The sequence below is a fragment of the Shewanella sp. Scap07 genome (assembly GCF_013394145.1).
Lineage (GTDB): Bacteria > Pseudomonadota > Gammaproteobacteria > Enterobacterales > Shewanellaceae > Shewanella > Shewanella waksmanii.
In genome coordinates this window covers 3804491-3831239 of sequence record NZ_CP041329.1, presented here as the reverse complement: position 1 = coordinate 3831239, position 26749 = coordinate 3804491, and the positions used below count along the sequence as shown (strand labels likewise).

Below are 26749 nucleotides of genomic sequence, written 5' to 3'. Positions count from 1 at the left end.
CACGCTTTCCCCTAGTTGGTTGCTGATGGTTAACTATTTGTTTATTATTTGTAATCTAGGCGGTTGTCTGATTCTTTGGGGATACAATGAATAAACTTTTTCAGTTGCTCACGAGCTGCGCAGCACTGCTATTAACTGCTTGCAGTACTAGTGTTCCCATTGACCAAAGAGATGCAGTCACTCGTTCAATCGATCAGCAATCCCAGCAGCTAATTGATAACCTCGGCCGCACTTATCCCAACCTTAGCGAAAAAGTGACTCACTCCTACGGATATGCAACCGTTTTCATGTCTCGGCTAAAGGTGCCTTTAATTGGCGGCGGAAGCGGGATAGGCGCCATTTACAATAATCAGGATGGTTCGGTTATTTACATTGATGTAAATCGATATGATTTGGGTGCAGGCCTAGCTTATGGCAACTATCAAACGGTAACGCTATTTGAGTCAAAAGCGAGCTTAGAGCAGTTTGCTAATGGTGGCTACCGTGGTGCTTTCGCCAAAGAATCTAATTGGAGCGATGGTAGCAGTGATGTATTGAATCACTACTTTATCGGTGAAAACAGCGATTATCCTACCTATGTGTATTATGAGTCCGATACTAACCTTGTTGGTAGCCTGCAATTACAAACCATATCAGTAAATCATTCTTTGACCGACACTGGCCTTGGCGATGCACGGGTTGCCAATAAAGAGCAAGAAATTGAAAGAACTGCGCCAGCTAAATGGAATCGAGCGTTGCCATTTTTCGCCCAAGATGTGATTGATAAAGGATATACCTTGCCCAAACCATATGGGGTGAGCTTGATATATGCTGAGACTAAGCAAGCTATGACCATAGATGAGCTGGAAGCTGGTTTTAGTTTTTGGGATAAAGGCCGCGTGCCGATGAAGTTTGTCACTTTCGATAATAATTACTCCCACTCTGAGTCGCCGCAGTTAAAGCTTGATGCGTGGTTATTTCCCTTTATGAACGTGTTTGCCAGTATAGGTAAAGTCAATGGTATGGCGCATATTGAGTTTGAACTCGACGGCAACGACTTGATAGACCAAATCGGGCTAGACTGTTCAGGCTTTCCACCTAAGCCTGTCTGTCAAAAAGTCTACGATGCGCTCAAAGATAATTCACTCTATGTACCATTAGATGTTGATCTTGATGGATATAATTACACGGTAGGGACGATTTTAGCTGCCGGTTGGCGCGACTACTTTGTGACTGTTCCCATTTCATTTAGCTACATTGATATGAAAAATGCTAAGGCGGAAGAGCTGGTGGTGAATATCTCACCGCGGGTGGGTAAGCAGATAGCAACCTATTTAGACCAAAGTGTCGATGTTTATGTTGGTGCCAGTTATTTAGACAGTGACCTGACTATTATTGGCCAGCACGAAATTCCGCTGCCTGGTGATGGGGCCGCAGAGTACATTGATTACAAAATTCGCCAGGAAAATATCGATAAGTGGTCATTCATCGCTGGTGCCAACTATAATTTCAATCGCACTTGGTCATTGTCGATGGAGTATGGACAAAAAGGCAGTGACAAACGCCAGTTTGTATCAGCGCTAAATTATCGTTTTTAGGGATGTTGTTTAGCCCCTTTGTGCTTGAAAAGTATTCACTCATGGTTATTTTTTAAGTAATAAATCATATTCAGCCCTTATGATGTTGTCAGCAGGTAAAAAAGTGTGTGCCACCGCAGCATTTTTGTCAGATTTTATCGTTATCATCTGCACCAGGCTACATATGGTTAACTTATCACAAGGAGTATCTATGTCCCTTAGCCATCAGCAAAAAGTGTACATACCCAAGGACGTTCGCAGCAATCAGTACATTACTGCAGAAATTAAAGTAACGGATGCTTTATTAGCGCACTATCCTGATTACAAAACGTGTTACCAAACACTGAGCCAAGCTATTTTTGCGCTAGCAGATCAAGAAGAAATTCGTAATTTGCATGTCATCACCAATGACAAACTTCCGGTGGTGCGTTTTCACACTGAAGCCTACTGTTTCCCAACGGCCGAGCAGATCATCTTTTTCTACAACCCTGAATATCATGAGTCGCAAACACTGCATAGCCAAGATGATTACCGTGCCCGTAAAATTCGTATTGTGTTCTTAGCTACCGGTAATGACATTCGCAGTAACTCGGCCACTTTCCATGCCAAAGTACAAGATTTTGTAGCCAAACTTATGCCGCAATTACCCGAGCAGAATTTGGTTTTGAAAGTGCGTGATCATCAGCATCTTTCCTACGATTTGTTTGCTAAAGCCAAAGGTAATAAAGAAACCCACGCCTACAAGCTTCGCGCTATCGATCGTCGCTATAAAGCACGTAACTGTCCGTTACCTGAAGGTCATGGTTCAATTTGCTATGTAACCGTTAAACTGCCGCTGAGCCGTATGCTAAAGCAGGCTATTTTGCCTGCCAATACTGAAGATTTTGCACCGCTATACCAAAAGCTGGAACAGAGTTTTGTCGACGCGGCAGCATCGAAGCAACTTAAGCGTATTGCTATGGTGGCCAATGGATTAACCCCATTAGTGCGTAACAGTAAGTACGACCAAGTTGATGGTACCGATGAAGTGCAGATGTTAGGTTTCGATCCTAACATTGAAGAGCAGCAGTTCATTCGCCACTGGGATGCTGACAGATTAGTTGAAATGGTGAGCTTTACCATAGTCGCAGGCGAAAAAGACAGTAAAGATGCGGGGTACGGCCGCTTTATGAACAATGTCGAAGAAGCGTTAAAGCGCTTTACTGCGCAATTGGAATTGGACAAGTCTCGTCAAGATTTGATTGTGCGCTTCCATCAGCATATTAGCTACAATCAGGCTAGCTAGTACGCTACAAGCCTCAATTAAAGCCCTTTTACTGCATTTCAGTGAAAGGGCTTTTTATTTCCTTACTTACAAGTCCCCCAAGTGACCTGTGTTTCGCCTGCGTTAGCTTGTTCAAGCGTATTGGCGCAGCGTGTTTCGGTAAATGACAAGGTGTCATTAAAGTTATAGCCAATTTGCATCCGAGTATCATAATCGGTCAGCAAAAAGTCACCATTTTGATGGTTGTAAACAAACTGAGTCCAAGTGGCATACGTTTCGCCATTGACTGGGTCAATCAGGTCTTGCGGTACTAAGTTACCGGCATTGTAGGTGCTTAGCAGCTTGCCGCGAGTTTGCGCCCAACTTTTGTTGTCATCAAATTTAACGTGACTGGTATTGAATAGGCCGCGTAAGTTTCTGTCTAGCGATGAGATTGACGAAGGTACTGACTTGGCTTCTAAATTGTTCAAGTCGACCTGATTAACATATTCGCGATGGTGTTGTTGCAAAGGCGCATTAGCCATCACACGCATATCTGATTGTACATCGCCACGATGCACGACGACTTTGCCACCTTCATTTAGCTGGAACAGTGCAATATCGCCAGACTTGTCATGTACAGAGAAATGCAAACCATGTTGTACGCCGTGTAAGCCGTCGGCCCAGGCCACTTGGAACTCGTTGGCCTCAAAGGCGTTGACGACTTCGTCGACATTGGCATAGGTTTCATTGATGTATGAGACTAAGTCAAGGAAGCTGACGGCCGGGGCGCCAGTGTCTTTATAGTCCTTAATGTAGGGGGCTGAGTCAGCCATGTACAGTAATGAAGTGCCTAAGCCCTGTGAGTTAATCGCATCAGATGCGACGCCGTGAAATACATCCCATTCCATTTGAGCAATGGAATGGTATTTGGTGGTCCACTGCATCGCGCGCTTATAGCTAGGTGCCTGCGTGCTGCGTTCGATACCGACAGGATTCACCTGACTGATATTCCCTAGCTGTGTCCCCCAGTCTAGTGAACGCACTGTAGAAACCCCGTGCGGAGTATCTAAGGTGATACGAGAACATGCTTGAGCCTGTGATAGTCCAGCGACTGAAGCGAGGGCAATAACTAGTGCGGAGATTTTCTTCAAGTTAGCGTTTTTCATAATAAGACCTCGTCGATAATGATATGAATTAAGCAAAATAGCTGAGTTGTTGGTTTTGCTTTGTTGGTTGCATTATGACGCTAAAACACTATTCTCAAAGTGGCTGAGACTAGGTAAAGCCCCTCTTAACGTGTATGCTAGCAATCCATATACGAGTGCGTGAATCTATTGGCGTCTTGTTATGGGTACCCGGTTATTTCTAAAGAAATGGAGCAAGGAAGTGGCTGTATCATTAGAGCAATTACATGCCTTTGTGGCCGTTGTTGAACAAGGCGGCGTGGCTCAGGCTGCGCGCAGCATTGGCAAGCATGTATCGACATTGCGTGAGCAAATTAACACATTAGAGATCGATACCGGCTTAACCTTATTTACTCGGCTGCCGCGTTCTTTACAGGTGACAGAGCAGGGGCTGCAACTCTACACCTATGCGCAAGCGATGTTGAAGGAATCGAGTTTATTCGATGCTAAAGTTGATAGCTTACTGCAAGGCGTACCAGATAAATTAACCATTGCGATTGATATGAGTTTAGTGGAACCGGCACTGGATGAGTTACTGGCTGAGCTACTGCTGGCTTTTCCCTTCCTGTCTTTGAAAGTGCTCAATGGCGATACACTGCAAGTTAAAGGTTGGGTGTTATCGGGTAAAGCTGACATAGGCTTGTTGTTTTCTACGCTGTCGACTGGTGCAGATTTGATGACCAGCAATGGTTATTCTTTTGAAGTGGTGCGAGTTATTCCAGTTAGCTGGCAGATTGAGTCACAGCATTTGCCTCGGGCATTGCTAGATAAACTGCAGTTATCCCTAACGTTTTTAGAAGACGTGGGTATGCGAGACAGTGATATTATCAGCCATCGCGTGCTGCAATGTAACAATGCGCCCCAGTTACTGAATTTGATTAAGGCTGGCACTGGGTGGGGCCATTTACCGCGCTTTGTTTGCCAAAGCGCGGCTGATGCGGGGGAGGTCAAGTATCTGATGGCCACGAATGAAGTCTTTGCGCGCTGGAATAGCGATCTTATCTGGCAATCTAATCGCATTATTAATCCCGCGATGCAATTTGTCATCGACGGTGTACAGGCATTACCCGCTAAATAACTTAGTCTGTGTTGATCAACAATTAACTGAAACGAGATACATGAGTACCGACACTAACATTGTTGTGGCTTTACCCTCATTAATCCACCGCTTGGGGGGCGAACGAGTCAAGCAGGTAAAAAGCCTGGTTGTGAACTATGGTTGCAATCTGAAACGAGTGCGCCGTTCGCGCAATTGGCAGCTGGTGGGGCAAGCCGAGCATGTTCAATCATTTATGCTGCACCTGAAGACTTTGCCAATTGATGAGTGGCGTTATTTGATTGCTAAGATTGAGGCTGAGCTGCAGCTTAACCTTGATAAGTTAGAGTCACTCGAAGATAAGCTTGCACGGGTGATAGCGGCAAGTCCGAATATTACCCTCGCAGAGCTCATGCACGCGACTAACTGTACACTTATAGAGGCCAGAACCGCGAGATTTAAAGCCGAGTTCTAGTATAAGTTCTAGTTGGGACAGGCATGGGTTAGTCGGCCTGATTGTGATTTTCTTGCCATAATGCCACCTTGGTTGCAACAGCAAAGTGGCTCAGGATTGTTTATAAATGTATCTGTTCTAAACTTGTTTAATGTCAGTGTATTGTGTAAATTCTTTATGCAGATTACTTGCGTATTTCATCGGATGAATTAAGGGGCTGAGGCCATGTCTACAGTTAGGATTAAGGCTGGCTTTAGCGGCAAAGTAATTAGTCGTTATCTATCGTTTTTTTTATTGTTGTTGACGACAATGTCGTTCACCAGTCATGCGCAAGTCCCCACTGCCCCGCAAGCCTACCAACAGCAGTTAAGTGTGGCTGAAGTTAATCAGCTCACCACTGAACTGAAGTACTTAGACGAAATCCTTACCTCTTCAGTGCTAAGTTATGCGTTTTCAGGTGATGAGAAATGGTTAAATCGCTACAACGAATATGAACCTAAACTGGCCGAGTTAATAAACCGACTGTTGGCTAGGCAACACGCAAATGACAATCAGCTGATAGCTTTGCTTGAGCTAACCAACCAGCGCTTAGTCGAACTAGAGCTAAAAACCCTTGCTGCCACAGATAGTGGCGAGCGTAAGCTTGCCATGGAAATCATAAACAGCGATGAATATCATCAGCTTAAGAGCGATTATTTAACCCAGTTGATGAGTTATGCAGACAACCTAAAGTTACGCGCCACAGTTCAGCCTGACAGCTCAATGGCAATCGATACACTGATCTCACTGACACCCGAAGAGCATCAATGGATCAGTGACAACCGCATTCGTGTCGGTATTGATCATTGGCCGCCAATGTTATTTATGCATGAAGATGGCACAATTGGTGGGTTAGCTGGTGCTATTGTCAATAAAATTGTCTTAGCAACGGGATTACAAATAGAGATTGTTGAAGGTGATTGGGATGACAATCTCGCGGCATTCAAGCAAGGAAAAATTGATTTACTTCCAGATGCCTATATGGAAGAAGAGCGCAAAGCTTACGGCAAGTTTACTACGCCCTATTTTTTGGTGCGCGAGTTGTTCCATGTCAGCAATACCAATAATCAGCTTAATAGTCATGCTGATATGGCTAAGGCCAAGATAGCCGTTCCGCAAGGCTATACCTCTATCGATAAATTACGGGTGTTATATCCCGATATTACTATTGTTGAAACCACTGGAATGGACGATTCAATAGATAGAGTTCTGGCTGGCGAAGTAGATGGTTTACTTGATTCGCAGTTAGCGATACAGCACACCATGAATCAACGGAATCAACCCAACAAGCTGCGCGCAATTAACCAAGATGTGTTTCCCCCGACTTCTGTCCACCTGCTGAGCCACAATCAACACCCTTTACTCCACTCTATTGTTCAAAAAGCGCTAGATTCGTTAAAACTCAGAGACTTGATGCTTACCCGTAATGATTGGCTAGAGTCTAATCAAGCAGAGATTAACAGCAGCGAGCCCAAGTTAATTGATTCTCTATATACCATTATTTTGGCGGTGGTTGGCCTATTAATCTTAGCCACTTTGGTCAGTTCCAGAATTCTCAAAGCATCTGACAAAGAGTTGGCAAATAAGTTTGGTTCGGCCAGCTTTAAGCGCACCATATTTATCGGCTTGACCTTTTTATCAGTGGTTTTACTCAGTGTTATTGCGATGATCATCGATGGGGCAGAGCAAAAACATCGCAGCGAAGTGGAGTACAATTTGCAAACTCTGCTTAACTCGACGCACCAGCGCCTGCTGTATTGGGTAGAGTATGAATTGAACCACCTGCAACAGGTGGGTAAGAACAAACAACTTGCCGGTTTAGTTGAGCAGCTATTGGTTGTTCCACGAAATACGGCGTCGTTAAAAGAAGCGCCGATCCAATCGCAAGTGCGTAAGTTCTTTCGAGACCGTGAAGGGGAGTCCGGCTCGTTTGGTTTTTTTGTTATCGCCCCAGATAGCATCAGTTTATCGTCGCGCCGAGATTCCAATATTGGCAGTCTCAACCTGATAGCGCAGCAAAGGCCAGAATTACTTGCACAAGTGTTGCGTGGCGAGAGTGTGTTTATTCCGCCTATCCGCTCAGATGTGATGTTCTCTGCAAGCGGCAGCAGTGTTGATGATATGCCGTCTACGATGTTTTTTGCCGCCCCAGTGGTTAATGCAGACAATCAAGTGATCGCAATCCTCACTAAGCGAGTCAACTTTAACGGTGTGTTTTCATCAATACTTTCGGCTGGTTTCATCGGCCATAGTGGTGAAACTTATGCCGTCGATGAAACCGGTTTATTACTTTCAAATATTCGGTTTGAGTCGCAACTCAAAGACATAGGCTTGCTGGATGAAAATCAGCAGGCATCGCTTAATGTGCGTATTGCTAACCCAGGTATTAACCTGATTGAAAATGAGGTCGTTAGCCCAGCCGATGCGAGCTGGCCATTGACGCAAATGGCGGCAAATATTGCTAACAAACAGTCGGGCCAAAACCTCGAGGGTTACAATGATTATCGTGGCGTCAAAGTGGTAGGAAGCTGGCTTTGGGATGGAAAGCTCAATATGGGACTTGCAGCAGAGGTCGATGTTGAGGAGTCATTTGCGCTAATCACAGTGTTTAAAAAGACCGTATGGGCAACACTACTAATTTCGTTGGCGTTACTGCTAGGCAGTACCTTATTCACCTTGCGTGTGGGCACCCGCGCGACCCGTGCATTAACGCGTTCACAGTTAAAACTTGAAGAGCTAGTCGCAGCGCGCACCAACGAGCTGAAAATGACCATGCAACGCTCACAAACGATTATCGATAAGGCTTCTGACGGAATCGTAGTTGTTGATCGCCAAGGTCACATAGAAGTATTTAGTCCCGCTGCTGAAGTGATTTTTGGTTACAGTGCCAATGAGGTCATTCAAAGTGATATCAGTAAGCTCATTTCGCCCGCGTTTCATTTGCATTATCTCGAAAACAAAGCGTCAGAGAATGATGAGCATTCAACCTATGAACTCACTGGGATAAGAAAAGATGGCAGTGAAATCATCATTGAGGTTGCTATCGGTGAAGCCATAATTGACCAAGAGCAGATGTTTACCGGCATTGTGCGAGACACCACCGAACGTAAAGAAGCGGAGCAAGCTTTAAAGGATGCGATGGCGAAAGCCGAAGAAGCGACGCGCTCTCTGGCCGAGCAGATGAAGCTACAACAGCTGTTGATTGATACTGTCCCTATTCCGCTGTTTTACAAAAATGCTGAAGGGCGATACTTAGGCTTTAACAAAGCCTATGAGCAGACATTTAACGTGAAAGCTGAAGATCTGATTGGCCTGAAAGTCACTGACTTGACCTACCTAAGTGAGCAGGACCGCGAGTTATATCAGGCTGAAGACACCGAGGTTATTGCTAATCAAACTACAATTAAGAAAGAGATGCAGATTCCGTTTGCTGACGGAAAAATGCATGACACTTTATATTGGGTAACGGGCTTTAAAGACAGCCAAGACAATCCAGCAGGTTTAGTGGGTAACTTTATCGACATTACCAGTGAGAAAGAAAACGCCCGTCAGTTAGAAGAAGCCGTTAGAACCGCGGATGAAGCCACTAAAGCCAAGAGTGATTTTCTGGCCAATATGAGCCATGAAATCCGCACACCAATGAACGCCATTATAGGCATGAGTTACTTAACCCAGCAGACTGATCTTAATCGTAAACAAGCAGATTATATTAGCAAAATTCAGAACTCGGCTGAGTCACTACTAGGTATTATCAACGATATTCTCGACTTTTCTAAAATCGAGGCGGGTAAGTTGTCGTTAGAGGTGACCCAGTTTAATCTCAATGAAAGCTTCGATAGTTTGGTCGAGCTCATCTCGCATAAGAGCCAGCAAAAAGGCTTGGAATTACTGATTGATATTGACCCGCAACTGCCGACAAATTTAGAGGGCGATCCGTTACGCCTTGGCCAAGTGCTCATTAACCTGACCAATAACTCTATCAAGTTTACCGAGCAGGGCGAAATTATTGTACGCGCCAAGTTGCTTGAGCAAGATAGCGATTTAGTTGTAGTCGAGTTTTGTGTTGAGGATAGCGGCATCGGCATGACTCCTGAGCAACAAAAGCGCTTGTTCCAGTCATTCAGTCAGGCGGATGCATCAACCACACGTAAGTATGGCGGTACCGGGTTGGGGTTGACCATCTGTAAAACCCTCACTGAAATGATGTCCGGGAAGATCTGGGTTGAAAGTGAAGCGGGTGTGGGGAGTCGTTTCTACTTTACCGCTAAGTTTGCGCTATCGGGCAAAGCACAAACTAGGCGCCCAGCATCTGCTGCGAGTTTGCTCAACTTGCCGATATTGATTGTTGATGACAGCGTCGCCGCCAGAGAAATTTTACATACTTTATCGCAAAGCTTAGGTTTTAAAGCTGATGTGGCGGAGTCTGGCCAGGCAGCGATAGCCAAGCTACAACAAGCTGACGAGCAGGGCACGCCCTATCAGCTACTATTAGCTGACTGGAAAATGCCGCAGATGGATGGCGTTGAGCTGTGCCGTACTGTTCAGCAATCCTTGTCGCTATCAGTGTTACCCAAATTGGTTATAGTCACCGCGTATGATCGTGATGATATGCTTAAAAGAGCGGGTGATGTCCAGCTAGATAGTGCACTCACCAAGCCGGTGAGCGCGTCGACATTATTTGATACGGTAATGGCGGTGATGGGCCGCAGCAGTGTTATTCAGCCTAAGAATGCGCAAGGTAAGTTAAATGTTTCCGCCGCTCAAGAGATTGTTGGCGCGCATATCCTGCTGGTGGAAGATAATGATATTAACCAAGAGATTGCCATGGAGCTGCTTAATATGGCCGGATTGCAGGTTTCTGTTGCATCCAATGGGCAGCAAGCAGTCGATTGGGTCGCTAGTAATGAATGTGATGCCATATTAATGGACATTCAAATGCCGGTGATGGATGGCTATGAAGCGACACGGCAGATCCGCAAGCTTAGTGATAAACAGGCGCTGCCGATTATTGCTATGACGGCTAATGCGATGAGCGGCGATAGGGAAAAGTGCATTGAAGCTGGCATGAACGATCACATCCCTAAACCGATTAACCCGCAAGAAGTGTATAAGACGCTTGCCCGATGGGTGGAGCCGACTGGTCAAGTACTGACGGTAGAGCCAGCCGATGAGCAGCTTGAGGCAGCGTTGCTATTACCGGAATTTGATACCGAAGCGGCGTTGGCTCGTATGGGAGGCAATCAAAAAGCTTATCGACGCACGTTGGCCAAAGTTGCCGCATCTGAAGCCGATGTCATTGACAGAGTTTCTCGGGCTATTGAGCAAGACGATTTAGCTACGGCGATCATTGCAATCCATACCGTGAAAGGGGTTGCCGCCAATGTCGGTGCAATGTTTGTTGTTGAGAGTGCAGAGCAGATAGAACTGCAATTGACTGAATACAAGCAGCAACAACAAGCGGTTGATATTGAGCTGTTGTCGCCCATGCTAGAGCACTGCCGTGGCAAAATTGCGCAGATGGTGACAACCATTGACACTGCTTTAACGCAGGCTGATAACCCGCAAGGGACTGTGAATATTAGCTTGGCTGATTTTCTAAAGCACTGTGAGCAGATTAGTGAGCAAATTGCCATGCTCGATAGTACTACGGTCGATCAACTTGAGATTGTGTTAGAACAGCTCTCTGGGGTTGCCGATTTAAGCGCGGGGCAAGCTTTATTAGCCGCGCTGGCAGAGTACGATTTCGATCGTGCAGAAACCTTGGTTGCGCCATTTGTTGAGCAGATCAGTCATCAACTCTCAACGGAGCAATCACGCTCTTCATCGACACCACAAGCTATGCTGAGTCATACTGAATTACTCTCTCAGCTCAATTTGATCGCGCAGCAGATTGATAACTTTGACTCAACCGTGTCAGATTCTGTGGAGTTGCTGCTAGAGCAGCCATTGAGCGATGAGGTGGAGCAAGCATTAACTAAGCTACTGGCTAAGGTTAGCGAGTTTGATTTTGATGCTGGTGAGCAGCTGCTCAACAGTTTAATAGGGACATTAGATGAATAAGTATCATAGTGCGATGAGTATCCGTTTTAACTTGAGGAATAGGTCATGATAGATACCAATAAAGCCACAGTGTTGACGGTTGATGATACCGCAACAAACATTGAAGTCGTCAAAGGGGTATTGGCTGACGACTACCTTATTCAGGCTGCACTCAGTGGCAAAATGGCACTTAAGATCATCGACAAAAGAAAGCCGGACCTGATTCTCCTGGATGTGATGATGCCGGAAATGGATGGCTATGAGGTTTGCCGCATCCTTAAATCACAGCCAGAGACCAAAGATATACCGGTTATTTTCCTTACCGCCAAAGTCCAAGAGGAAGATGAAACCAAGGGGCTTGCATTAGGTGCCGTCGATTATATTACTAAGCCCATTAGCCCAGCGATACTAAAAGAGCGGGTGAAGAATCATTTGTTACTCAAGGCTTCTCGGGACTTGATGGAACGCCAAAACGAGTTGCTAGAAGAGCGAGTGATAGAGCGAACAAAGCAGCTAGCGGAACTACAAGATGTGGCTATGGTGGCCATGGGAGCATTGGCAGAGTCTCGCGATCCGGAAACCGGCAACCATATTCGCCGAACCCAGCATTATGTTAAGGCACTCGCAAAAAAACTCGCCGAACAGAGTGAATTCGCCACAGTGTTAACTCCTGAGGTGATCACTGCGCTTTATAAATCTGCGCCATTGCATGATATTGGTAAAGTGGGTATTGCCGACAGTATTTTACTGAAACCGGGCAAACTGACAGAGGAAGAGTTTGAGATAATGAAAAAGCACACGACCTATGGTCGCGATGCGATTATTGCCGCTGAAAAAACCATGGACGCCGCTGATAACTTTCTCGTTTTTGCCAAAGAAATCGCCTATTCTCACCAAGAGAAATGGGATGGCTCTGGTTATCCAGAGGGGCTTGTTGCAGAGCAAATCCCTTTGTCGGCGCGGTTAATGGCGATTGCCGATGTTTATGATGCCTTGATTAGTAAACGGGTTTATAAACCGGCATTCACCCATGAAAAAGCGGTGCAAATTATCTTAGAGGGCAAAGGCAGCCATTTCGACCCTAAGATGGTGGATGCCTTTAGTGAAATAACAGACGAGTTTAATGCTATTGCCCAACAGTTTGTTGATCAGTAACTATTAAGCCCGCTGTAACGTTACGCTGAGAGTGGTGCCGTTGTCACCACTGACAAACTCAATATCCCCGCCTTGCGCCTTAGCCGATAGTTTAGCTGAGTAGGTGCCTATGCCGGTGCCCTTAGCTTTGCCTGCAGTGACAAATTTATCAAAAAATACCGGACGAATATCAGCGGGTACGGCACCATCGTTATGGATGTGAATGGTGATTGACTCAGCCGACGCTGTGGTGGCAATCTGCACTTTACTGTTTGTTGGCGCTGCCTCAATGGCATTGATCAATAAGTTATAAAGCATATTGCGGTTTAATACCGGATTGCCATGAAATGCTAAGTCTGCCGGTACTTTCGACGACAAAAACACCTGACGCTCTTTGCTCTTTTGCTTAAGTCCATACAGCACTTCATTAACGGCTTTAAATGCATTTAATATTGATAGATCCGTTTGATAACTGTCATTTTCTAACTTGTAGAGCAGCATGTGATTATCAATCATTTGCTGCATAGCGGCACTGGAACTATGCAAAATATCAATCTCATTTTCACAATCTAGCTGTTTAGTTTCTAGCATTTCAGTGGCGGCCATAATGGTAGATAACGGGCCTTTTAAATCATGGTGTATGATGCGCTCAATATCGGCTTTGAGCCGGGCATTTTCAACTAATGTATCAAGCTGCTGACTCATTGCTTTTCGCTGCTCAACTAAGCGGATATGTGTCGCAATTCGCGCTTTGGTGATCTCGGGTGATATCGGCTTGGTAATGTAATCCACAGCCCCTAAAGAGAGTCCTTTAATCACATCTTGGTCCTGGGATAAAGCCGAGATAAATATGATTGGAATATGCTCAGTGAGTGGATCAGATTTTAGCTGACTACATACTGCTAATCCGTCCATATCTGGCATCATGATATCCAGTAAGATCAAATCTGGCTTGGGCTCTTGCTGGCAAATATCAAGTGCTTTTTGTCCTGATAAACTGGCTTTTAGTCGGTAATCATTTTTCAATAATTCAGTTAATACAGTGACATTGTTGGGGTTGTCATCAACAATCAGCAGAGTCGATTTTGAGATTTGCTTGGCGGGTGTGGGTTCACTTGCCGTCGACGCAATGCTGCTGACTTGGGTTCTTACTGGTGTAATCAGGGCAGTGGCAATTTTGTCTTTTAAGGTATTTTGATTGAAGGGCTTTATTAGGTATTCAGACACGCCCAAATCAATTGCTTGTCTCACATCGTCTTGATTGACGTTGGCAGTGAGCATCATAAAAGGAATGTGTTGGTAGCCCAAGTCACTCATTCTTACTGCCTTGAGCAACTCCACACCATTCATTTTTGGCATGTTCCAGTCTGAAACGATGAGGTCAACTTGCTCTTCAGCCAATATCAATAGTGCTTCTTTACCATTAGCCGCTTTATAGACATGTTTAAAGCCGATAGCAGTCAGCATGCTGCCAACGGTTTTTAGCATAGCTGGAAAGTCATCGACAACCAGCGCAGTCAGATCAGAATACTTATTGGAAAGGTTGAAATGCGGCATCGATACACTCCTTGAGATTGCAGCATCAACCATACTAGCTTGCTTACTGAAATAAATCACCTGAGTGACATTTGATTGCTAATTAACAAATCAATCAGATTTGAAAATAAGATGCGCTAACACTCTAGGCTGTAATGCCTAGTAAATCAGGGAGTCATTGCTAAAAATGACTCCCTGCTAAAGATGACAACTTACTGCTTTGATTGACCTAGTGCAGTGCAATACAAACGGCCACCGTATTGATCGAAACTAATACGGTGTTGCACGGTAGTGACATCAGAGTATTGTGCGCGCAACTGGTTTTCAGCATTGGCACAGAGCTGATTGTGATCGGCAGGTACACTTTGCGATAAGGTCACCGACACTGTGCGCCACCAGTCGCCGGCAGAGGCTAACCCTGCAAACAACATTGAAGCGCTAAGTATACAGGTGGCGACCATTGAAGATTTTTTCATTCTATATTCCTTTATTTATTATGATTTTCAAGCTTAGGCTTGAGTAGCCTAGTATTTTCGGTAGTACTCCTTTATCTACCGACTAGTTAACCTACAGCTAATATGACAGCGCTGTCAATGCTGCGCAGGGTTATCTTGGTTTTCACTTGGGGCGGATTAGAAAGTAACTCAATTGAGTGTTGCTGTACTTAGTTTATGCGCTAAGGCCCTAGGGTATTAGCTATTACCGACAGCGAGATATCAGTGCTGTTAGATTCTTTTTTGCTATCAGTTTTGTAGACCAAATGGCTGATTTTCCCTGTTATAAACTAGCCAAATGGACGGATTGTACTAGCTTTATGCGCATGCCAATGACCTTTAGTTAATCGTTGGTACTCAACAGGAGCTTAGCGTTTGCCTGCAATGGATGACGCAATAAAAACAATTTGGAAATTAGGGAAGATAGAGATGCAGTATAAAATATTAACGTCGCTGGGTCTGATAGCGGCTTTCACCACCCCCAACACAATGGCTGAATCAGCCCAAATTAAATACGCAAAATATCAGCAAAACAGTCAAGTACTGTCAGTTCGAGGCAGTATAGAACGAGAACCCGGCATGCCTAACTCTCGTCGTGAAAATAAACTTGTTGAAATCGTTGATGCGGCTAATCCGACTACCGTGCTTGCGAGTACCTATGCAAAACGTGCTTTTCGCGCACGGATAAAGCAAGCAGATCTCGCCTACATACCCTGTGAGGTTGGTGTCGTTATCGAAGGAGAGTTAAACGACATTGTGTATGAGTCTGTCACTAATGCCCCAGAGTTATGTGGCGGCTATACGACAACATTGACCGGGCTAATTACCGATGAACCTATTCCTTACGCAAGCGTGAGTGTCACTATTGGTGGACAAACTTACACCACTACCGCTGACGTAAATGGGGCATACAGCTTAGATATCGTTAGCGCAAATTTGCAAGAGCTATTGGTGATTGAATCGTCAGCGATCAACGAAGCAACTGGTGATGAAATTAACTTTGTTAATATGGTGGGGAGCTTCTCCCGGGTATTATCAGACCCCGATCCGGTAAACGTCACCAATGTCACAACAGCCAGTTATGCGCTTGTTGTTGAGGCAAATGGCGGTGCTGCGCCGACCACAGCAGAAGAATTGGCAACCGCTGAGACTGCCGTAGATGCCACAGAGCTATTTGAGCTCGCGGCTGTGATTAAACTCATTGTCGATAACCCTGAATATAGCTTGCCTGATGGTTACGATAGTGTGTTGGACTTAGTCAGTGATGAAGCAGCCGTTGATGCTTATATTGCCGCAACCCCAGCAGAGGACCTCAATGCCGCAGTTGAAGATATTTTATCTGATAGCGATCTTGTTGCCGGCTTTGATGCTGAAGACATACCTTCTCTCTATTATGCCATTGCAGTGACAACGCCGGGGTATATCGCTCGGTCAGGTTCAGCGCTAGAATTTGATAGTGTTAATGGCAGTGGCAGTGCTCTTAGCTTCAATGTGCCGTCAGGCCAACCGTTAAACCAGGCATTTAACTGGCAGTTGAATAATGGCCGAATTGAAGTGATTTACAGTGCACCTGATACTATCGAAGAACTGGTTGCAGAAATTGAATATGTGACAGATGACCCGCAAGAAATTGCCGCTTTTTATGCCGGTGGAGGGGTAAATGATAATTTCTTCACCCAGCGCACCACTACCCAACGGGCATATACACGCGTTGTAGATGGCAACTTGGTTGATGTTGTTTCAGTGGAGGTTCGCAGCACGTTAGTGACGGCACCGATCACTTTGGCCGACGGTAGCGTACTTACTATTGCTGCTCCAAAGTTAATCATCGGCAATGAAAATGAGACATTTCGTTCTAGCTTAGATATCACGCCGATAGCGTTTGATGCCCAGTGCAGCGATGGTTCGACTTGTGTACAGGGTGATTGGGGAGGGGTATATCATTACTCTGAAGGTCCACGTACTTATGATGATTTTATTTTTCCTGAATCGGCCTATGCTGAATTAATTACTTTTGCAGCTGACAATGTCACAGAGGGGGAGATATCTGGTGTGAGTGCGACCTGGTCGGTTGATAGTGATGGTCGGTTAGTGATCGCTTATGCAAACGGGATGGTACAGACTAGTCAGATACTCGATCAAAATGCGTTGGAGTTTGGGGTATTTTCAAGTTTCGAGAACGGAGATGAGCGATTTGCAAGTTATGACATTTGGGTTAGAGCTGATAACAGTTTTAGTTTAGACACAAATTACTTATTACCTAGCGAATCGACAAGATTTTGGGCTGGCGAGGTCAATACTTGGATACCCGGTTCGATAGAATCTAGCGGCCTAGTGATCCCATCAAGGCTATGGGGCTGGGCATTTTCTAGTATCGATGTTAGCAATACCTTTGCAACACAATGGAGCGAGCCTGATAGCAACGGTGAAAGTAGTTTAGCGTTTGTATCACAACCGCCAGTGAGCTTTATTGAGAATGCCAATTCTGTGGTCATCAATCGCTTTGATTTTGCAAAGCGTTATTGGTACCCGATTACCGATACCGTCATCGACGGCGAACGGGTGTTTTATGTGATTGAACGTGAAGAGCGGGATGCAGAGCTTTGGTATGGCGGTGAGCCAGGGTTTAAGACTTACATTCCTGCACGCATGAATATAGAGCGTGAGCGAGATAAAGCAGACTACCAAGGTGTTGTTCGTGACTAACACATCACTGTGTAGGCAATAGTATTTCAGTCTACAGATTATCATCAAACCCTCAAATTCGTTTGGGGGTTTTTTATTGGTTTTGACTTAATTTGGTTATGGTTAATTTTATATTCTTTATTCTGCTCACCATTAGTTTTTATGGTTTTGTTTTCTGTGATTTATTTATTTGATTGTACCCCGGTAATTTAATTTGTTAATTTATTAAGCAACTCTTAATTTTGATTTAAGGTTGGTTTAATATTTGTATTTTTTCTAAATTCAACAATAAAGTTTTTGTTTTTTTAGATGTTTGAAGGATGTGATTTACTTCAAATAAATACGTTTAGTATTTAAACGATTTTTAATTGATTACTGAATTAGCGGGCTGTAAATTAGCCTTGGTTCCTATTTGGGCAATCTAATTTAAGTTACTTATTTTTAAGGTTTTATATGTATTATTTTAATACCTGCTAAATTTGGTAATACTATATCGACAAGTTAATATTCCCTATGGTTATATGAGAGGTTGATAAACTAATCGTTAAAAAACCAACAAATTACCTCTAAGGGGGTAGGTGTTTATTTTACTTTTATGATCGGCAGCAAACTTGCTTGTTGCGGTTAGGGGTGGATCACACTGGTTAGGTATTTTTCTGAGTTGGGTTAGTGGCTGTGATATTAATTTAATTACTTTAAAGCGGCTTTTTAAAGTTTTAGTGATCAAATTGAATAGTTGCTAAATATAAAAACAAATCCCATCGAGGAGTGATGTATGAAGTTAAATAAACTTACCGCTGCAATCATTGTATCCACTATATTTACCGGCAATGCGGTTGCTAAAGATAAAGAAGTAGATCTTTATAATAGTGACAACTGGAAATCTAGTTACCCATCGCAATATGAAACTTGGGCAGAAACAGAGCAAAGTAACCCTGCATCAGGCAAACCTGACGATCTACTTGAAGCCAATCCTAACTTAGTATCAGCATGGGCTGGTTATGGCTTTGCTAAGGATTACAACCGTGCCCGTGGCCATCACTTCGCATTGACAGATATCATTAAAACACTGAGAACGGGTCATCCAACCGTTGCCCATGGCGAGGTAGTGGGCGAAGCAATGCCGGCAAGTTGCTGGTCTTGTAAAACCCCAGACGTTGCGCGCATGTACGACAAAGTCGGCGAAGCTAATTTCTCTGACAACAGTTGGTCTACTTGGGGCCATGAGATGTCTAACACCATAGGTTGTGCTGATTGCCATGAGCTTGGCAGTGAAGAACTGCGCTTAAGCCGTCCTTATACAGAGCGAGCCATGAAAGCCATTGGTCTAGACTTCGATAAGCAGGATGCTGACATGCAAGCCAGCCAAACCTGTGCTCAGTGTCACGTCGAGTATTACTTTGACGGTAAAGACAGCAAGAAAGTTCGCTTCCCATGGGATCATTGGGTTCCAGGTGTTAATACAGACTACAAACAGATTGTCGGTTACAAAGGTAATGACGGGCTTTATCAAGGTTTCGCAGCCGAAGCGCAGTTAGCCTATTACGACTTAATTAAGTTTAATGACTGGACCAACGCTATTTCAGGTGCACCGATGTTGAAAGCACAGCATCCTGAATTTGAGAACATGTTAGATCGTACTTCCCACGAAATGGACAGCCACATGAAATTTAGCTGTACCACTTGTCATATGCCAAAGGCAAAGAATGACAAAGGGGCGAAGTATTCGAATCACAAAGTCACATTTGAAGCTGAGCAACTACCGAAAACCTGTATTGGTTGCCATGATGCCGGCGATTTCAAAGAGATTTTGAGCGAGCGTAAAGCTGAGATCAATAAACTAAGATTCGAGCCAAATGGTACCGATCCTCGTCTTACTGAAGTTCACTTTAAAGCCCAAGCTATTTGGTCTGCTAACGGTGTTAAAGGTTTAGACGCTGGTAAGAATATTGCTCAAGCAAAAGCAAACTATGAAGCTGCGCTTAAAGCGAAAACACCATTGGCAAATGAGATGAATAGCCTACTGGTTAAAGTGCGTAATGCGCAGTGGTTCTGGGACAGTGCAACCGCTTCACATGGTATTCACGCTCATAACCCAGCTGAAGCGATTCGCTTGCTAGAGAAATCTAACACTATCCTTGATGCGGCGTTAAAAGAAGCCGACGCATTACTGGCGAAATACGCACCTAACTATAAGTATGATGCGAGTAAATACGATACCAAAGCTAAACTGCAACCGTTAGCTGGTCTTAACCTAGAAGGTATGGAAAAGTCTAAGCAAAACTTCATCGAGCAACGCGTAGAGAAGGAGTGGCCTGCCGACCTGAAATAGTCACTCTATAGCATTACCCAACATCCCACCTCCATGTAAAAGTGCCAGCCAACTCAGTTGACTGGCACTTTTTATGTTGCTGCCCAAATCAATCGAACAATCTTATTTGAATTGATATTAGGCTCATTTATGAGTCTGTGGTTTGTCAGAAATGTCCGTTTGGCTGCTTTATCCTGTACTCAATCGCTTAGCTAATAAGCTCACTTTTAGATTGACACATTGAGGATATCACCATGAAAAACATGACTCTTATCGCTACCATTATCGCGACTAGTTTGTTTGTTCAACCTGTAATCGCCCACGAGCTAGGCGACCACCTACCAAAGAAAGGTCAACCAACTGCTGTACAGTTACAGTTTGGTGGAGACATTGCGGTCACTAAAGACAATTTCATTGCTGCTGAGTCAGATAAGTACTTCTTTGAGCAGCAACAAAAATCAGGCATAAACCACTTCACTCACGATCGCGTTTTGCTCACTATGGATACACAAACTGTGGTAAGGCAGAACCGTGATACCTTGTACTCAAAGTCAATTTGGGATACTCAAGGTGGATTGACATTTACCTTACCTGTCCTAGACAGCTATCAGTCGCTGCAAGTGATTGATGAGAATCACCGCACAGTGGCGGTTTTGTATGCCCAGCAGGGCAAGAACCAAATCACTGTCACGCCAGATATGCTTAGCCATGGTCAACATGTGTGGGTTGTGGCTAGAACGCAGGTGGCTTCAGATACGGCGGCAGCCATTGCTGAAGGTAACCGCAAACAGGACTTGATAAAGGCTGATGCCAGCTCGGCGACCCTGTATCAAGCAAAAGGGTTCAATCAATACCAACGTGAGCAGGTACGTTTAAGCTTAGAAAACGACGTATTGTCATTGGACTTCACCAAAGCGATGGGCGCCCCAGAAGGTAAACCTATTGTCGCGGCACAAAACGTCGAACCACGCCAAATTACCCAGTTTCATGCCCGTGGACTTACGGCAATGGGCTTTGGTGGCTTGCCCAGTGAGCATGCTTACTACAAGGTGTTGCTAGCAGAAAACCGAGATGGCCAGTGCCAAAAAATGAACTTTGATGCACCACCATTGCAAGATAATGGTTTCTTCTCAATTACCACCTACGGGGAAGATGCCTACGTGCATACAGATAACTTTGCGCTATCTAGCCGCCAGGGCGAACTTGAAGCCAATACAGATGGCAGTTATACGGTGCACTTCAACTGCGGTGACAATGCGATAAACAACATTGATGTTGAACCGAATTGGACAGGGATTTTACGCATGTATAAGCCCGTTAGCGAAGCGGAAATTGTTGATTACGCTAAAGGGGTTGCACTACCTCACTAGCATTCTTTGCTAACGGCGAGTAAGGCTAAGCCTTACTCGCTTTTTTGTAAGCTTTGAATGATGACTTTCTCTATCGTTTTAATTAGTGGGTGTTGATACACCAAGCGGTGATGATGAATGCCAACATCATATGTAAGAGGGTTAGCATTGGCGTAAAGCGGTTTAGCGGTAATACCCGCAGGGATATCCTGGTCGGCAATTTTGGTGCAAACAAACAAATATTGATGGGCTAGCACACAGGCTAATGCTGAGTTAATCGTCGATACGGTGAGCTTTTGTTGCAGATCACATCCAGTTTGTTTACGCACTTGCTCGAAGTAAGCACTGCCGTCATGCGCACCAAGCGAAATTCGCACCATTTGATAGTCGACCATGTCAAAAATATTGATATGGCTTGCCACGTTAAGTTGGTGAGTTTCAGGTAGGTACACATACAGTGGTACGGTGGTGATTTTTCTTTCAACTAAATGTTCACTGAACTGGTTGGGGTATCCGGCGATGCCTATTGCCAACGCGCCCACTTCTGGCTGCTCGACACCGTTAAGCGACCAATCGACAAAAGTTAAACGGCAATGCTGATCTTGGGTTGATAACTCGCTGACCAGTGGCAGGGTAAGTGCACTGCTTAATGGGCTAATGATATTGATGGTGCATTCAATATCACGGTGCTCATTGGTAAACAGTTTGGCAGCATGATGGCTTTGTTCTAGTACAGATAAAGGCTCATCAATGTGCTGTGCAAGTTGCGTCATCAACAAGGTTGACGTATAGCTGCCGTTGGTGACGACAAATAGTTCGTTATTAAATAGCTCACGGCAACTGGCTAGGTGGCGATTAAACGTTGCGCGGCTGATATCGAGTTCATGACAAGTTTTACTTAAGGTTTTCAGCTTAACCAGACAAATCATAAATCGATATAAATTTAGATCGACACGGTTTTTCAATCGCACCTCAGATAATTTCGCTATTAATCAGATACGTTACTAAAAAATGCGCTTGATGACTACTGGCTTGTGAGCCAGCACTCATTCTGCTTGGCCTAGGTGAGTGAACTTAAATGCACTTTGGTGCGTAATGACTTGGTAGTTGTCAACATGACCCATGATAGCCATTTTGAGGCCAGCTTATGAACAAGTCATCACTACCTTGGAAACTCTGCCCAGTCTGCGTGCGACCATTCACTTGGCGCAAGAAGTGGCGTAAAGACTGGGAGCAAGTGAAGTATTGTTCAAAACGCTGTGCTGGGCACAGACAGGTTGCCAGTGAAATGAATGTACACAATCAACACTGTGGTGATGTGGCGGGATAAATAATTAACGATGAAATCAATATGAACAAACATTTTACCCAAGCTGATTTCGAGGCAATGGATCAGCGTTATCGTGCTCGCTTTATCAATAGCCTATCTGGGTTTAAAAGTGCCAATTTGGTTGGCAGCATTGATAATAGCGGCAATAGCAACTTGGCGATCGTCAGCTCCGTGTTCCATATCGGTGCAGATCCTGCGCTGATGGGGATGATCATTCGTCCTGATAGTGTGCCAAGGGATACCCTTACAAATATCAAAGCGACACAGTGCTATACGTTAAATCAGGTTAACTCGGCCAATTTTAGGCGAGCACATCAGACTTCTGCTCGCTATCCTTCATCGGTATCAGAGTTCACCCAGGTTGGACTCACTGAGCAGTTTATTGCCGGATTTACTGCGCCATTTGTTGCCGAAAGCGAGCTTAAAGTGGCATTAGCGGTTCGAGAAATATCACCACTGTCTTTGAATGACACGCTTTTAGTGATTGGAGAAGTGCAGCATGTGATAGTGCCCGATTGCGCCCTTAAGCAAGATGGCTACATAGACATTGAAGCACTAGAGGCGGTAGCGGTCACAGGGCTAGACAGCTATCACAGCGGCCAACGCATAGCGAGACTAAGCTACGCTAAGCCTGACACATTACCCATTCATTTGTCAGTGGCTGGAGAGTCAGAGTTTGAGTCGGATTAAAAATCCCTAAATCAACAGCGCAGAGACAAACATATTAGCTTGATCTGAATCAACGCGTGCTGGCTAATATTTAGTCATGATTGATGCAGGTTTAATACAACTCAATATTGGACATCATGTCAGATGCAAAACTTATCCGGCTACTGAAATCATGCATAGTCTTGGGAATTTGCCTGATTTTAACCGGTATCTACTTTCATAACTTTAGCCCCAGTGTTGAGGCCATGGGGGTCAAAGGTATCATTCTCAGTGCGGTGTGTGTGGCCGTGGGGATGGCGCTGTCACTGCCAACCAAGATGTATCTGACATTTATTTTGGTCAAGCGTGAAGCCGAGCAGCAAGATAGTCAGCACTAACTTATTGCTCAAACTATTCAGTGTATTTTTACTTAAGTTCTGCCGTGACAAGCGAGCAGAATAGCGCCGCTCCCACTGGGATGATGTCATCATTAAAATCATAATGTGGGTTATGTACACACACGCCACCCTTCTCGCCGCTCAAGCCATTACCTAACAGCAAATAACAGCCTGCCACTTTATTGAGCATAAAGGAGAAGTCTTCACTGCCTGATAGCGGGTCACAGTGAGTATTTACCCGCTCTTTGCCAAGCAATTGCTCGGCGATGTTTGCGGCAAACTCATAGGAGTGTTGCTCATTGACTGTTGCAGGGTAACTGCCAGGTTGTATTGTTAAACTCGCCTTTGCACCATATAGTTTTGCTGTTTGCTCAACCACTTGTTGTAAGCGCTCAAGGGCTTGTTGTCGTACTTGCGGATTAAAAGTACGCAAGCAACCCTTTAATTGAGCACTATCGGGCACCACGTTGTATGTCCCTTCACCACTGTGGATATCGGTAAATGAGATGACACAGGTATCGAGCGGTGAGGTATTACGACTAACAATCGTTTGCGCGCTAAGAATGATATTGCTCATCACTAAAGAGGGGTCAATCAGGTGCTGCGGCATTGCTGCATGGCCTCCTTTAGCCTCAATGGCAATATCAAAGCGATCAGCACTCGCCATCAGTGGGCCAGGCTTGAGCCAGATATGCGACTGCGCAATACCCGGCATATTGTGTAGCGCATAAATCCTGTCACATTTAAAGCGTTCGAATAGCCCGTCATCAATCATAGCCTGCGCGCCACCAAGCCCCTCTTCAGCAGGTTGGAAAATAAAATAAACCGTACCGTTGAAGTTACGATTTTGCGCTAAATACCAGGCGCTTGCTAATAAAATGGCGGTATGGCCATCGTGGCCACAGGCATGCATTTTGCCGGCAATATGCGATGCATGACTAAAATCGTTAGCTTCATCTAATGCTAGCGCATCCATATCAGCCCGCAGCCCAATAGCGCGGCTATTGGGAGATTGGCCTCTTAACACCCCCACGACTCCTGTAGTCGCTATGCCAGTATGCACTTCATCTAGGCCCCATTGGCGTAACTTGTTGGCGACAAAGTCAGCGGTTTGCTGTTCTTCAAAACCTAATTCAGGGTGTTGATGAATGGCTTTGCGCCATTGAGAGAACATTTCATTGTGCTGTTTAAGTTCGTTGATCATCTATCGTCTCGGTATCGGCTAATGGAGTATTGCTAGAGGCAAAGTGGTTTTCATGGCGTTGGTTACAGGCTATCGAATGGCGAGTTTGTGGGCAAGTAAGCTGTGGTGATGATTTGTATCTCCCACTCCAATCGTGATACCTGCATGACAAAAACCTTAACTTAGCTCCTGGCTTGATATCTGTTTGTCACACACTGGGCTAGGTTACGTCCATTAATCATCGGCTCGGTTGGTGAAAAGCGGATATTTCTGCTTTACTTATAGCGATGGCCATTGCCATCACTTTTAAATCGATTCTTTGCAAAGGATGGCGCCCATGTCGATGTTATTTGACAAGAAATGGCAGTATTTACCGCTGGTGATGTTGCTGATTTCTATCTTAGGCGGCTTATTTTTTCTTAATTCAAGTTTAGATAAGTGGGTGACAAAAACGATAAAAAGTCACCTTTCTGGGCTAACTAAAGATGTTGTCGTCCATATCACCAATGATCAGCAATACCTCGCGACTCTCTCTTCAGCAGCACGACATAATTATTTTAGTAACCTTTCTCAAGCGACTAAAGACAAGCGAATTACACTGATTGACGCAGAAGGCGTGGTATTAGCAGATACTTCGTTGAGCTACCTAGAGGTGATAGCAATGGATAATCATCTGTTACGGGAGGAAATTGCCAGTGCGTTCAAGGTTGGCGTTGGCGAAAATATTCATTTTAGCAGTGCACTTAAAGTAGACATGCTCTACGTTGCCCAAAGAGTGATGTTGGACAATGAGCCTTATGTTGTCAGGATGGCAATGCCAATGGATGAGTTGAAAACCATGTCTGATGAATTAATGTGGATTTTCATTGTATTGTTATCAATTTCTGCAGCGGCAATGGCAGGAAGTAGCATGCTTAGTGCTTATCAGGTGAATCACCGGGTAGCTAAAGAACGTGAGCAGCAAGAAGAGCGTATCATGCATCGAACTAAAGAGATTGAGTTGTTGCATCGATTGGCGAATATGCTAGCGGCGTGTACTTCGATAGCTGAAACGCAAAAGGTCGTCGAGGATATTGTTCCGCGTATTTTGGGGGAGATCAACGGCAGCGTAGCCATGATGCGCGCATCGCGTAATCAACTCGAAGTCAAACTGGATTGGGGCAAGCCTTGGCCTGCGACTCAGGTCTATTCGCCAAATGATTGTTGGGCGTTACGTAAAGGAAAATATCATCTCTCCAATGACGACTATCACTGTCTTCCATGCTCGCATATGGCTGAACTTGGCAGTGACCAAACCCTTTGTATCCCGCTAACCGCTCATGGCAATACAATCGGTATGTTGCATTTGTATTTTGGGGCATCATCTGTAGCCGTTGACCCGGCAACTTTGCGGTTGGCTTTTACCGTGGCTGAGCACTTGGGTCTGGCGTTGGCTAATTTAAGCTTACAGGACAAACTGCGCTCGCAGGCGCTAAGTGATCCGCTGACGGGGCTGTACAACCGCCGTCATTTTGAGCAGTCGTTTGACACATTGCTACTAGAAGCCAAAAACAGCCAACAAAGCATGACGTTAATGATGCTAGATTTAGATCATTTCAAACGTTTCAATGATAATTTTGGACATGATGCAGGAGACTATGTGCTTAAAGAGGTCAGTACCTTAATCGTTCAGATGATCAGCGCTGACGACGTTGCTTGTCGATTAGGGGGAGAGGAGTTAGCGGTTATCGTGCCAAATCGATCAGTGGAAAGTGCATTTGAGTTGGCCAATCGTATCCGTAAACAAATTGCCGAATTGCACCTTGAGCTCAAAGGATTGTCTCTAGGAAAAGTCACCGTTTCTATCGGTGTGGTTAATTACCCTAAGGTGCAAGGCGATAGAGACCAATTAGTTAAGTTTGCTGATATGGCGCTGTACCGCGCTAAGGAGCAAGGACGGGATCAAGTTCTGGCCTATCAAGCCAGTACAGCCGAATATAGTTGTGAGGAAGCTAAGGACAAAAAGGGGCTGGAAAATAAGGTAGTGACGCCACTATTGAAATAGCGCCTCTCTTTTCATTTTATACCGGCTCGTTGCCTGTGTTTATCAATATGGGCCGTTTAAAGCCACAGTCAATTGGCTTTGCT

General features: G+C 44.8%; 18 protein-coding genes. 13 read left to right on the top strand and 5 right to left on the bottom strand.

Annotation, left to right across the window (positions count from 1 at the left end):
* Window positions 1-86 precede the first annotated feature (86 nt).
* Together FLM48_RS16765 and FLM48_RS16760 are read left to right on the top strand one after the other, a co-directional pair.
* Window positions 87-1577, top strand: a complete 1491-nt coding sequence (locus FLM48_RS16765; RefSeq protein ID WP_179025424.1) for a hypothetical protein — start codon at window positions 87-89, stop codon at window positions 1575-1577.
* Between the two features lie 190 nt (window positions 1578-1767).
* The gene (locus FLM48_RS16760; RefSeq protein ID WP_179025423.1) at window positions 1768-2841 is read left to right on the top strand and encodes a DUF3083 family protein; all 1074 of its coding nucleotides are present in this window, start codon (window positions 1768-1770) and stop codon (window positions 2839-2841) included.
* Window positions 2842-2903: 62 nt separating this feature from the next.
* Here the strand turns inward: FLM48_RS16760 and FLM48_RS16755 are convergent, their stop codons facing one another.
* On the bottom strand, window positions 2904-3968 hold the full coding sequence (locus FLM48_RS16755) for a linear amide C-N hydrolase (RefSeq protein WP_179025422.1): 1065 nt from the start codon (window positions 3966-3968) through the stop codon (window positions 2904-2906).
* Window positions 3969-4188: 220 nt separating this feature from the next.
* On the opposite strand from FLM48_RS16755, the gene FLM48_RS16750 reads away from it, so the two are divergent.
* The 4 genes from FLM48_RS16750 (at window position 4189) to FLM48_RS16735 (ending at window position 12709) form a co-directional block, all read left to right on the top strand.
* Window positions 4189-5064, top strand: coding sequence for a LysR family transcriptional regulator (locus tag FLM48_RS16750; protein ID WP_028771423.1), 876 nt, complete (start codon window positions 4189-4191; stop codon window positions 5062-5064).
* Between the two features lie 40 nt (window positions 5065-5104).
* Window positions 5105-5497 (top strand): ribosome recycling factor family protein, encoded by a 393-nt coding sequence (locus tag FLM48_RS16745; protein ID WP_028771422.1) that lies wholly within the window; start codon window positions 5105-5107, stop codon window positions 5495-5497.
* A 204-nt stretch (window positions 5498-5701) separates the two neighbouring features.
* Window positions 5702-11575 (top strand): response regulator, encoded by a 5874-nt coding sequence (locus tag FLM48_RS16740; protein ID WP_179025421.1) that lies wholly within the window; start codon window positions 5702-5704, stop codon window positions 11573-11575.
* A gap of 45 nt (window positions 11576-11620) precedes the next feature.
* Window positions 11621-12709, top strand: coding sequence for a two-component system response regulator (locus FLM48_RS16735; RefSeq protein WP_028771421.1), 1089 nt, complete (start codon window positions 11621-11623; stop codon window positions 12707-12709).
* Window positions 12710-12712: 3 nt separating this feature from the next.
* Here FLM48_RS16735 and FLM48_RS16730 read toward each other — a convergent pair whose 3' ends face one another.
* Together FLM48_RS16730 and FLM48_RS16725 are read right to left on the bottom strand one after the other, a co-directional pair.
* Complete coding sequence (locus FLM48_RS16730; RefSeq protein ID WP_179025420.1) at window positions 12713-14245, bottom strand: response regulator; 1533 nt, start codon at window positions 14243-14245, stop codon at window positions 12713-12715.
* Between the two features lie 191 nt (window positions 14246-14436).
* A complete protein-coding gene (locus FLM48_RS16725; protein WP_179025419.1) occupies window positions 14437-14700 on the bottom strand; it encodes a hypothetical protein in 264 nt (87 codons plus the stop codon).
* Between the two features lie 447 nt (window positions 14701-15147).
* On the opposite strand from FLM48_RS16725, the gene FLM48_RS16720 reads away from it, so the two are divergent.
* From FLM48_RS16720 to FLM48_RS16710, 3 genes are all read left to right on the top strand, one after another.
* Window positions 15148-17424 carry a carboxypeptidase-like regulatory domain-containing protein gene (locus tag FLM48_RS16720; protein WP_179025418.1) on the top strand — a complete coding sequence of 759 codons (2277 nt, stop codon included), beginning with the start codon at window positions 15148-15150 and terminating at the stop codon, window positions 17422-17424.
* Between the two features lie 754 nt (window positions 17425-18178).
* On the top strand, window positions 18179-19735 hold the full coding sequence (locus FLM48_RS16715; RefSeq protein WP_179025417.1) for an ammonia-forming cytochrome c nitrite reductase subunit c552: 1557 nt from the start codon (window positions 18179-18181) through the stop codon (window positions 19733-19735).
* Window positions 19736-19968: 233 nt separating this feature from the next.
* Window positions 19969-21084: a DUF1254 domain-containing protein gene (locus FLM48_RS16710; RefSeq protein ID WP_179025416.1), complete on the top strand. Its 1116-nt coding sequence runs from the start codon at window positions 19969-19971 to the stop codon at window positions 21082-21084.
* 32 nt (window positions 21085-21116) lie between these two features.
* On the opposite strand, the gene FLM48_RS16705 is transcribed toward FLM48_RS16710, so the two are convergent.
* On the bottom strand, window positions 21117-22028 hold the full coding sequence (locus tag FLM48_RS16705) for a LysR substrate-binding domain-containing protein (RefSeq protein ID WP_179025415.1): 912 nt from the start codon (window positions 22026-22028) through the stop codon (window positions 21117-21119).
* Window positions 22029-22210: 182 nt separating this feature from the next.
* On the opposite strand from FLM48_RS16705, the gene FLM48_RS16700 reads away from it, so the two are divergent.
* The 3 genes from FLM48_RS16700 to FLM48_RS16690 all read left to right on the top strand — a co-directional run bounded on the left by FLM48_RS16700 (window position 22211) and on the right by FLM48_RS16690 (window position 23439).
* On the top strand, window positions 22211-22393 hold the full coding sequence (locus FLM48_RS16700) for a DUF2256 domain-containing protein (protein WP_179025414.1): 183 nt from the start codon (window positions 22211-22213) through the stop codon (window positions 22391-22393).
* A gap of 21 nt (window positions 22394-22414) precedes the next feature.
* A complete protein-coding gene (locus tag FLM48_RS16695; RefSeq protein ID WP_179025413.1) occupies window positions 22415-23083 on the top strand; it encodes a flavin reductase family protein in 669 nt (222 codons plus the stop codon).
* Between the two features lie 116 nt (window positions 23084-23199).
* The gene (locus FLM48_RS16690; RefSeq protein ID WP_028771415.1) at window positions 23200-23439 is read left to right on the top strand and encodes a hypothetical protein; all 240 of its coding nucleotides are present in this window, start codon (window positions 23200-23202) and stop codon (window positions 23437-23439) included.
* A 28-nt stretch (window positions 23440-23467) separates the two neighbouring features.
* On the opposite strand, the gene FLM48_RS16685 is transcribed toward FLM48_RS16690, so the two are convergent.
* The gene (locus FLM48_RS16685) at window positions 23468-24643 is read right to left on the bottom strand and encodes a M20 aminoacylase family protein (RefSeq protein ID WP_179025412.1); all 1176 of its coding nucleotides are present in this window, start codon (window positions 24641-24643) and stop codon (window positions 23468-23470) included.
* Window positions 24644-24959: 316 nt separating this feature from the next.
* Between FLM48_RS16685 and FLM48_RS16680 the strand changes: the two genes are divergently transcribed.
* A complete protein-coding gene (locus tag FLM48_RS16680; protein WP_179025411.1) occupies window positions 24960-26666 on the top strand; it encodes a sensor domain-containing diguanylate cyclase in 1707 nt (568 codons plus the stop codon).
* Window positions 26667-26749 lie beyond the last annotated feature (83 nt).

What these genes read in the sequence shown, in the direction of transcription:
- FLM48_RS16765 (WP_179025424.1), top strand. Translation starts at nt 87, where the DNA reads ATGAATAAACTTTTTCAGTTGCTCACGAGCTGCGCAGCACTGCTATTA.
- FLM48_RS16760 (WP_179025423.1), top strand. Translation starts at nt 1,768, where the DNA reads ATGTCCCTTAGCCATCAGCAAAAAGTGTACATACCCAAGGACGTTCGC.
- FLM48_RS16755 (WP_179025422.1), bottom strand. Translation starts at nt 3,968, where the DNA reads ATGAAAAACGCTAACTTGAAGAAAATCTCCGCACTAGTTATTGCCCTC.
- FLM48_RS16745 (WP_028771422.1), top strand. Translation starts at nt 5,105, where the DNA reads ATGAGTACCGACACTAACATTGTTGTGGCTTTACCCTCATTAATCCAC.
- FLM48_RS16740 (WP_179025421.1), top strand. Translation starts at nt 5,702, where the DNA reads ATGTCTACAGTTAGGATTAAGGCTGGCTTTAGCGGCAAAGTAATTAGT.
- FLM48_RS16735 (WP_028771421.1), top strand. Translation starts at nt 11,621, where the DNA reads ATGATAGATACCAATAAAGCCACAGTGTTGACGGTTGATGATACCGCA.
- FLM48_RS16730 (WP_179025420.1), bottom strand. Translation starts at nt 14,245, where the DNA reads ATGCCGCATTTCAACCTTTCCAATAAGTATTCTGATCTGACTGCGCTG.
- FLM48_RS16725 (WP_179025419.1), bottom strand. Translation starts at nt 14,700, where the DNA reads ATGAAAAAATCTTCAATGGTCGCCACCTGTATACTTAGCGCTTCAATG.
- FLM48_RS16720 (WP_179025418.1), top strand. Translation starts at nt 15,148, where the DNA reads ATGCAGTATAAAATATTAACGTCGCTGGGTCTGATAGCGGCTTTCACC.
- FLM48_RS16715 (WP_179025417.1), top strand. Translation starts at nt 18,179, where the DNA reads ATGAAGTTAAATAAACTTACCGCTGCAATCATTGTATCCACTATATTT.
- FLM48_RS16710 (WP_179025416.1), top strand. Translation starts at nt 19,969, where the DNA reads ATGAAAAACATGACTCTTATCGCTACCATTATCGCGACTAGTTTGTTT.
- FLM48_RS16700 (WP_179025414.1), top strand. Translation starts at nt 22,211, where the DNA reads ATGAACAAGTCATCACTACCTTGGAAACTCTGCCCAGTCTGCGTGCGA.
- FLM48_RS16695 (WP_179025413.1), top strand. Translation starts at nt 22,415, where the DNA reads ATGAACAAACATTTTACCCAAGCTGATTTCGAGGCAATGGATCAGCGT.
- FLM48_RS16690 (WP_028771415.1), top strand. Translation starts at nt 23,200, where the DNA reads ATGTCAGATGCAAAACTTATCCGGCTACTGAAATCATGCATAGTCTTG.
- FLM48_RS16685 (WP_179025412.1), bottom strand. Translation starts at nt 24,643, where the DNA reads ATGATCAACGAACTTAAACAGCACAATGAAATGTTCTCTCAATGGCGC.
- FLM48_RS16680 (WP_179025411.1), top strand. Translation starts at nt 24,960, where the DNA reads ATGTCGATGTTATTTGACAAGAAATGGCAGTATTTACCGCTGGTGATG.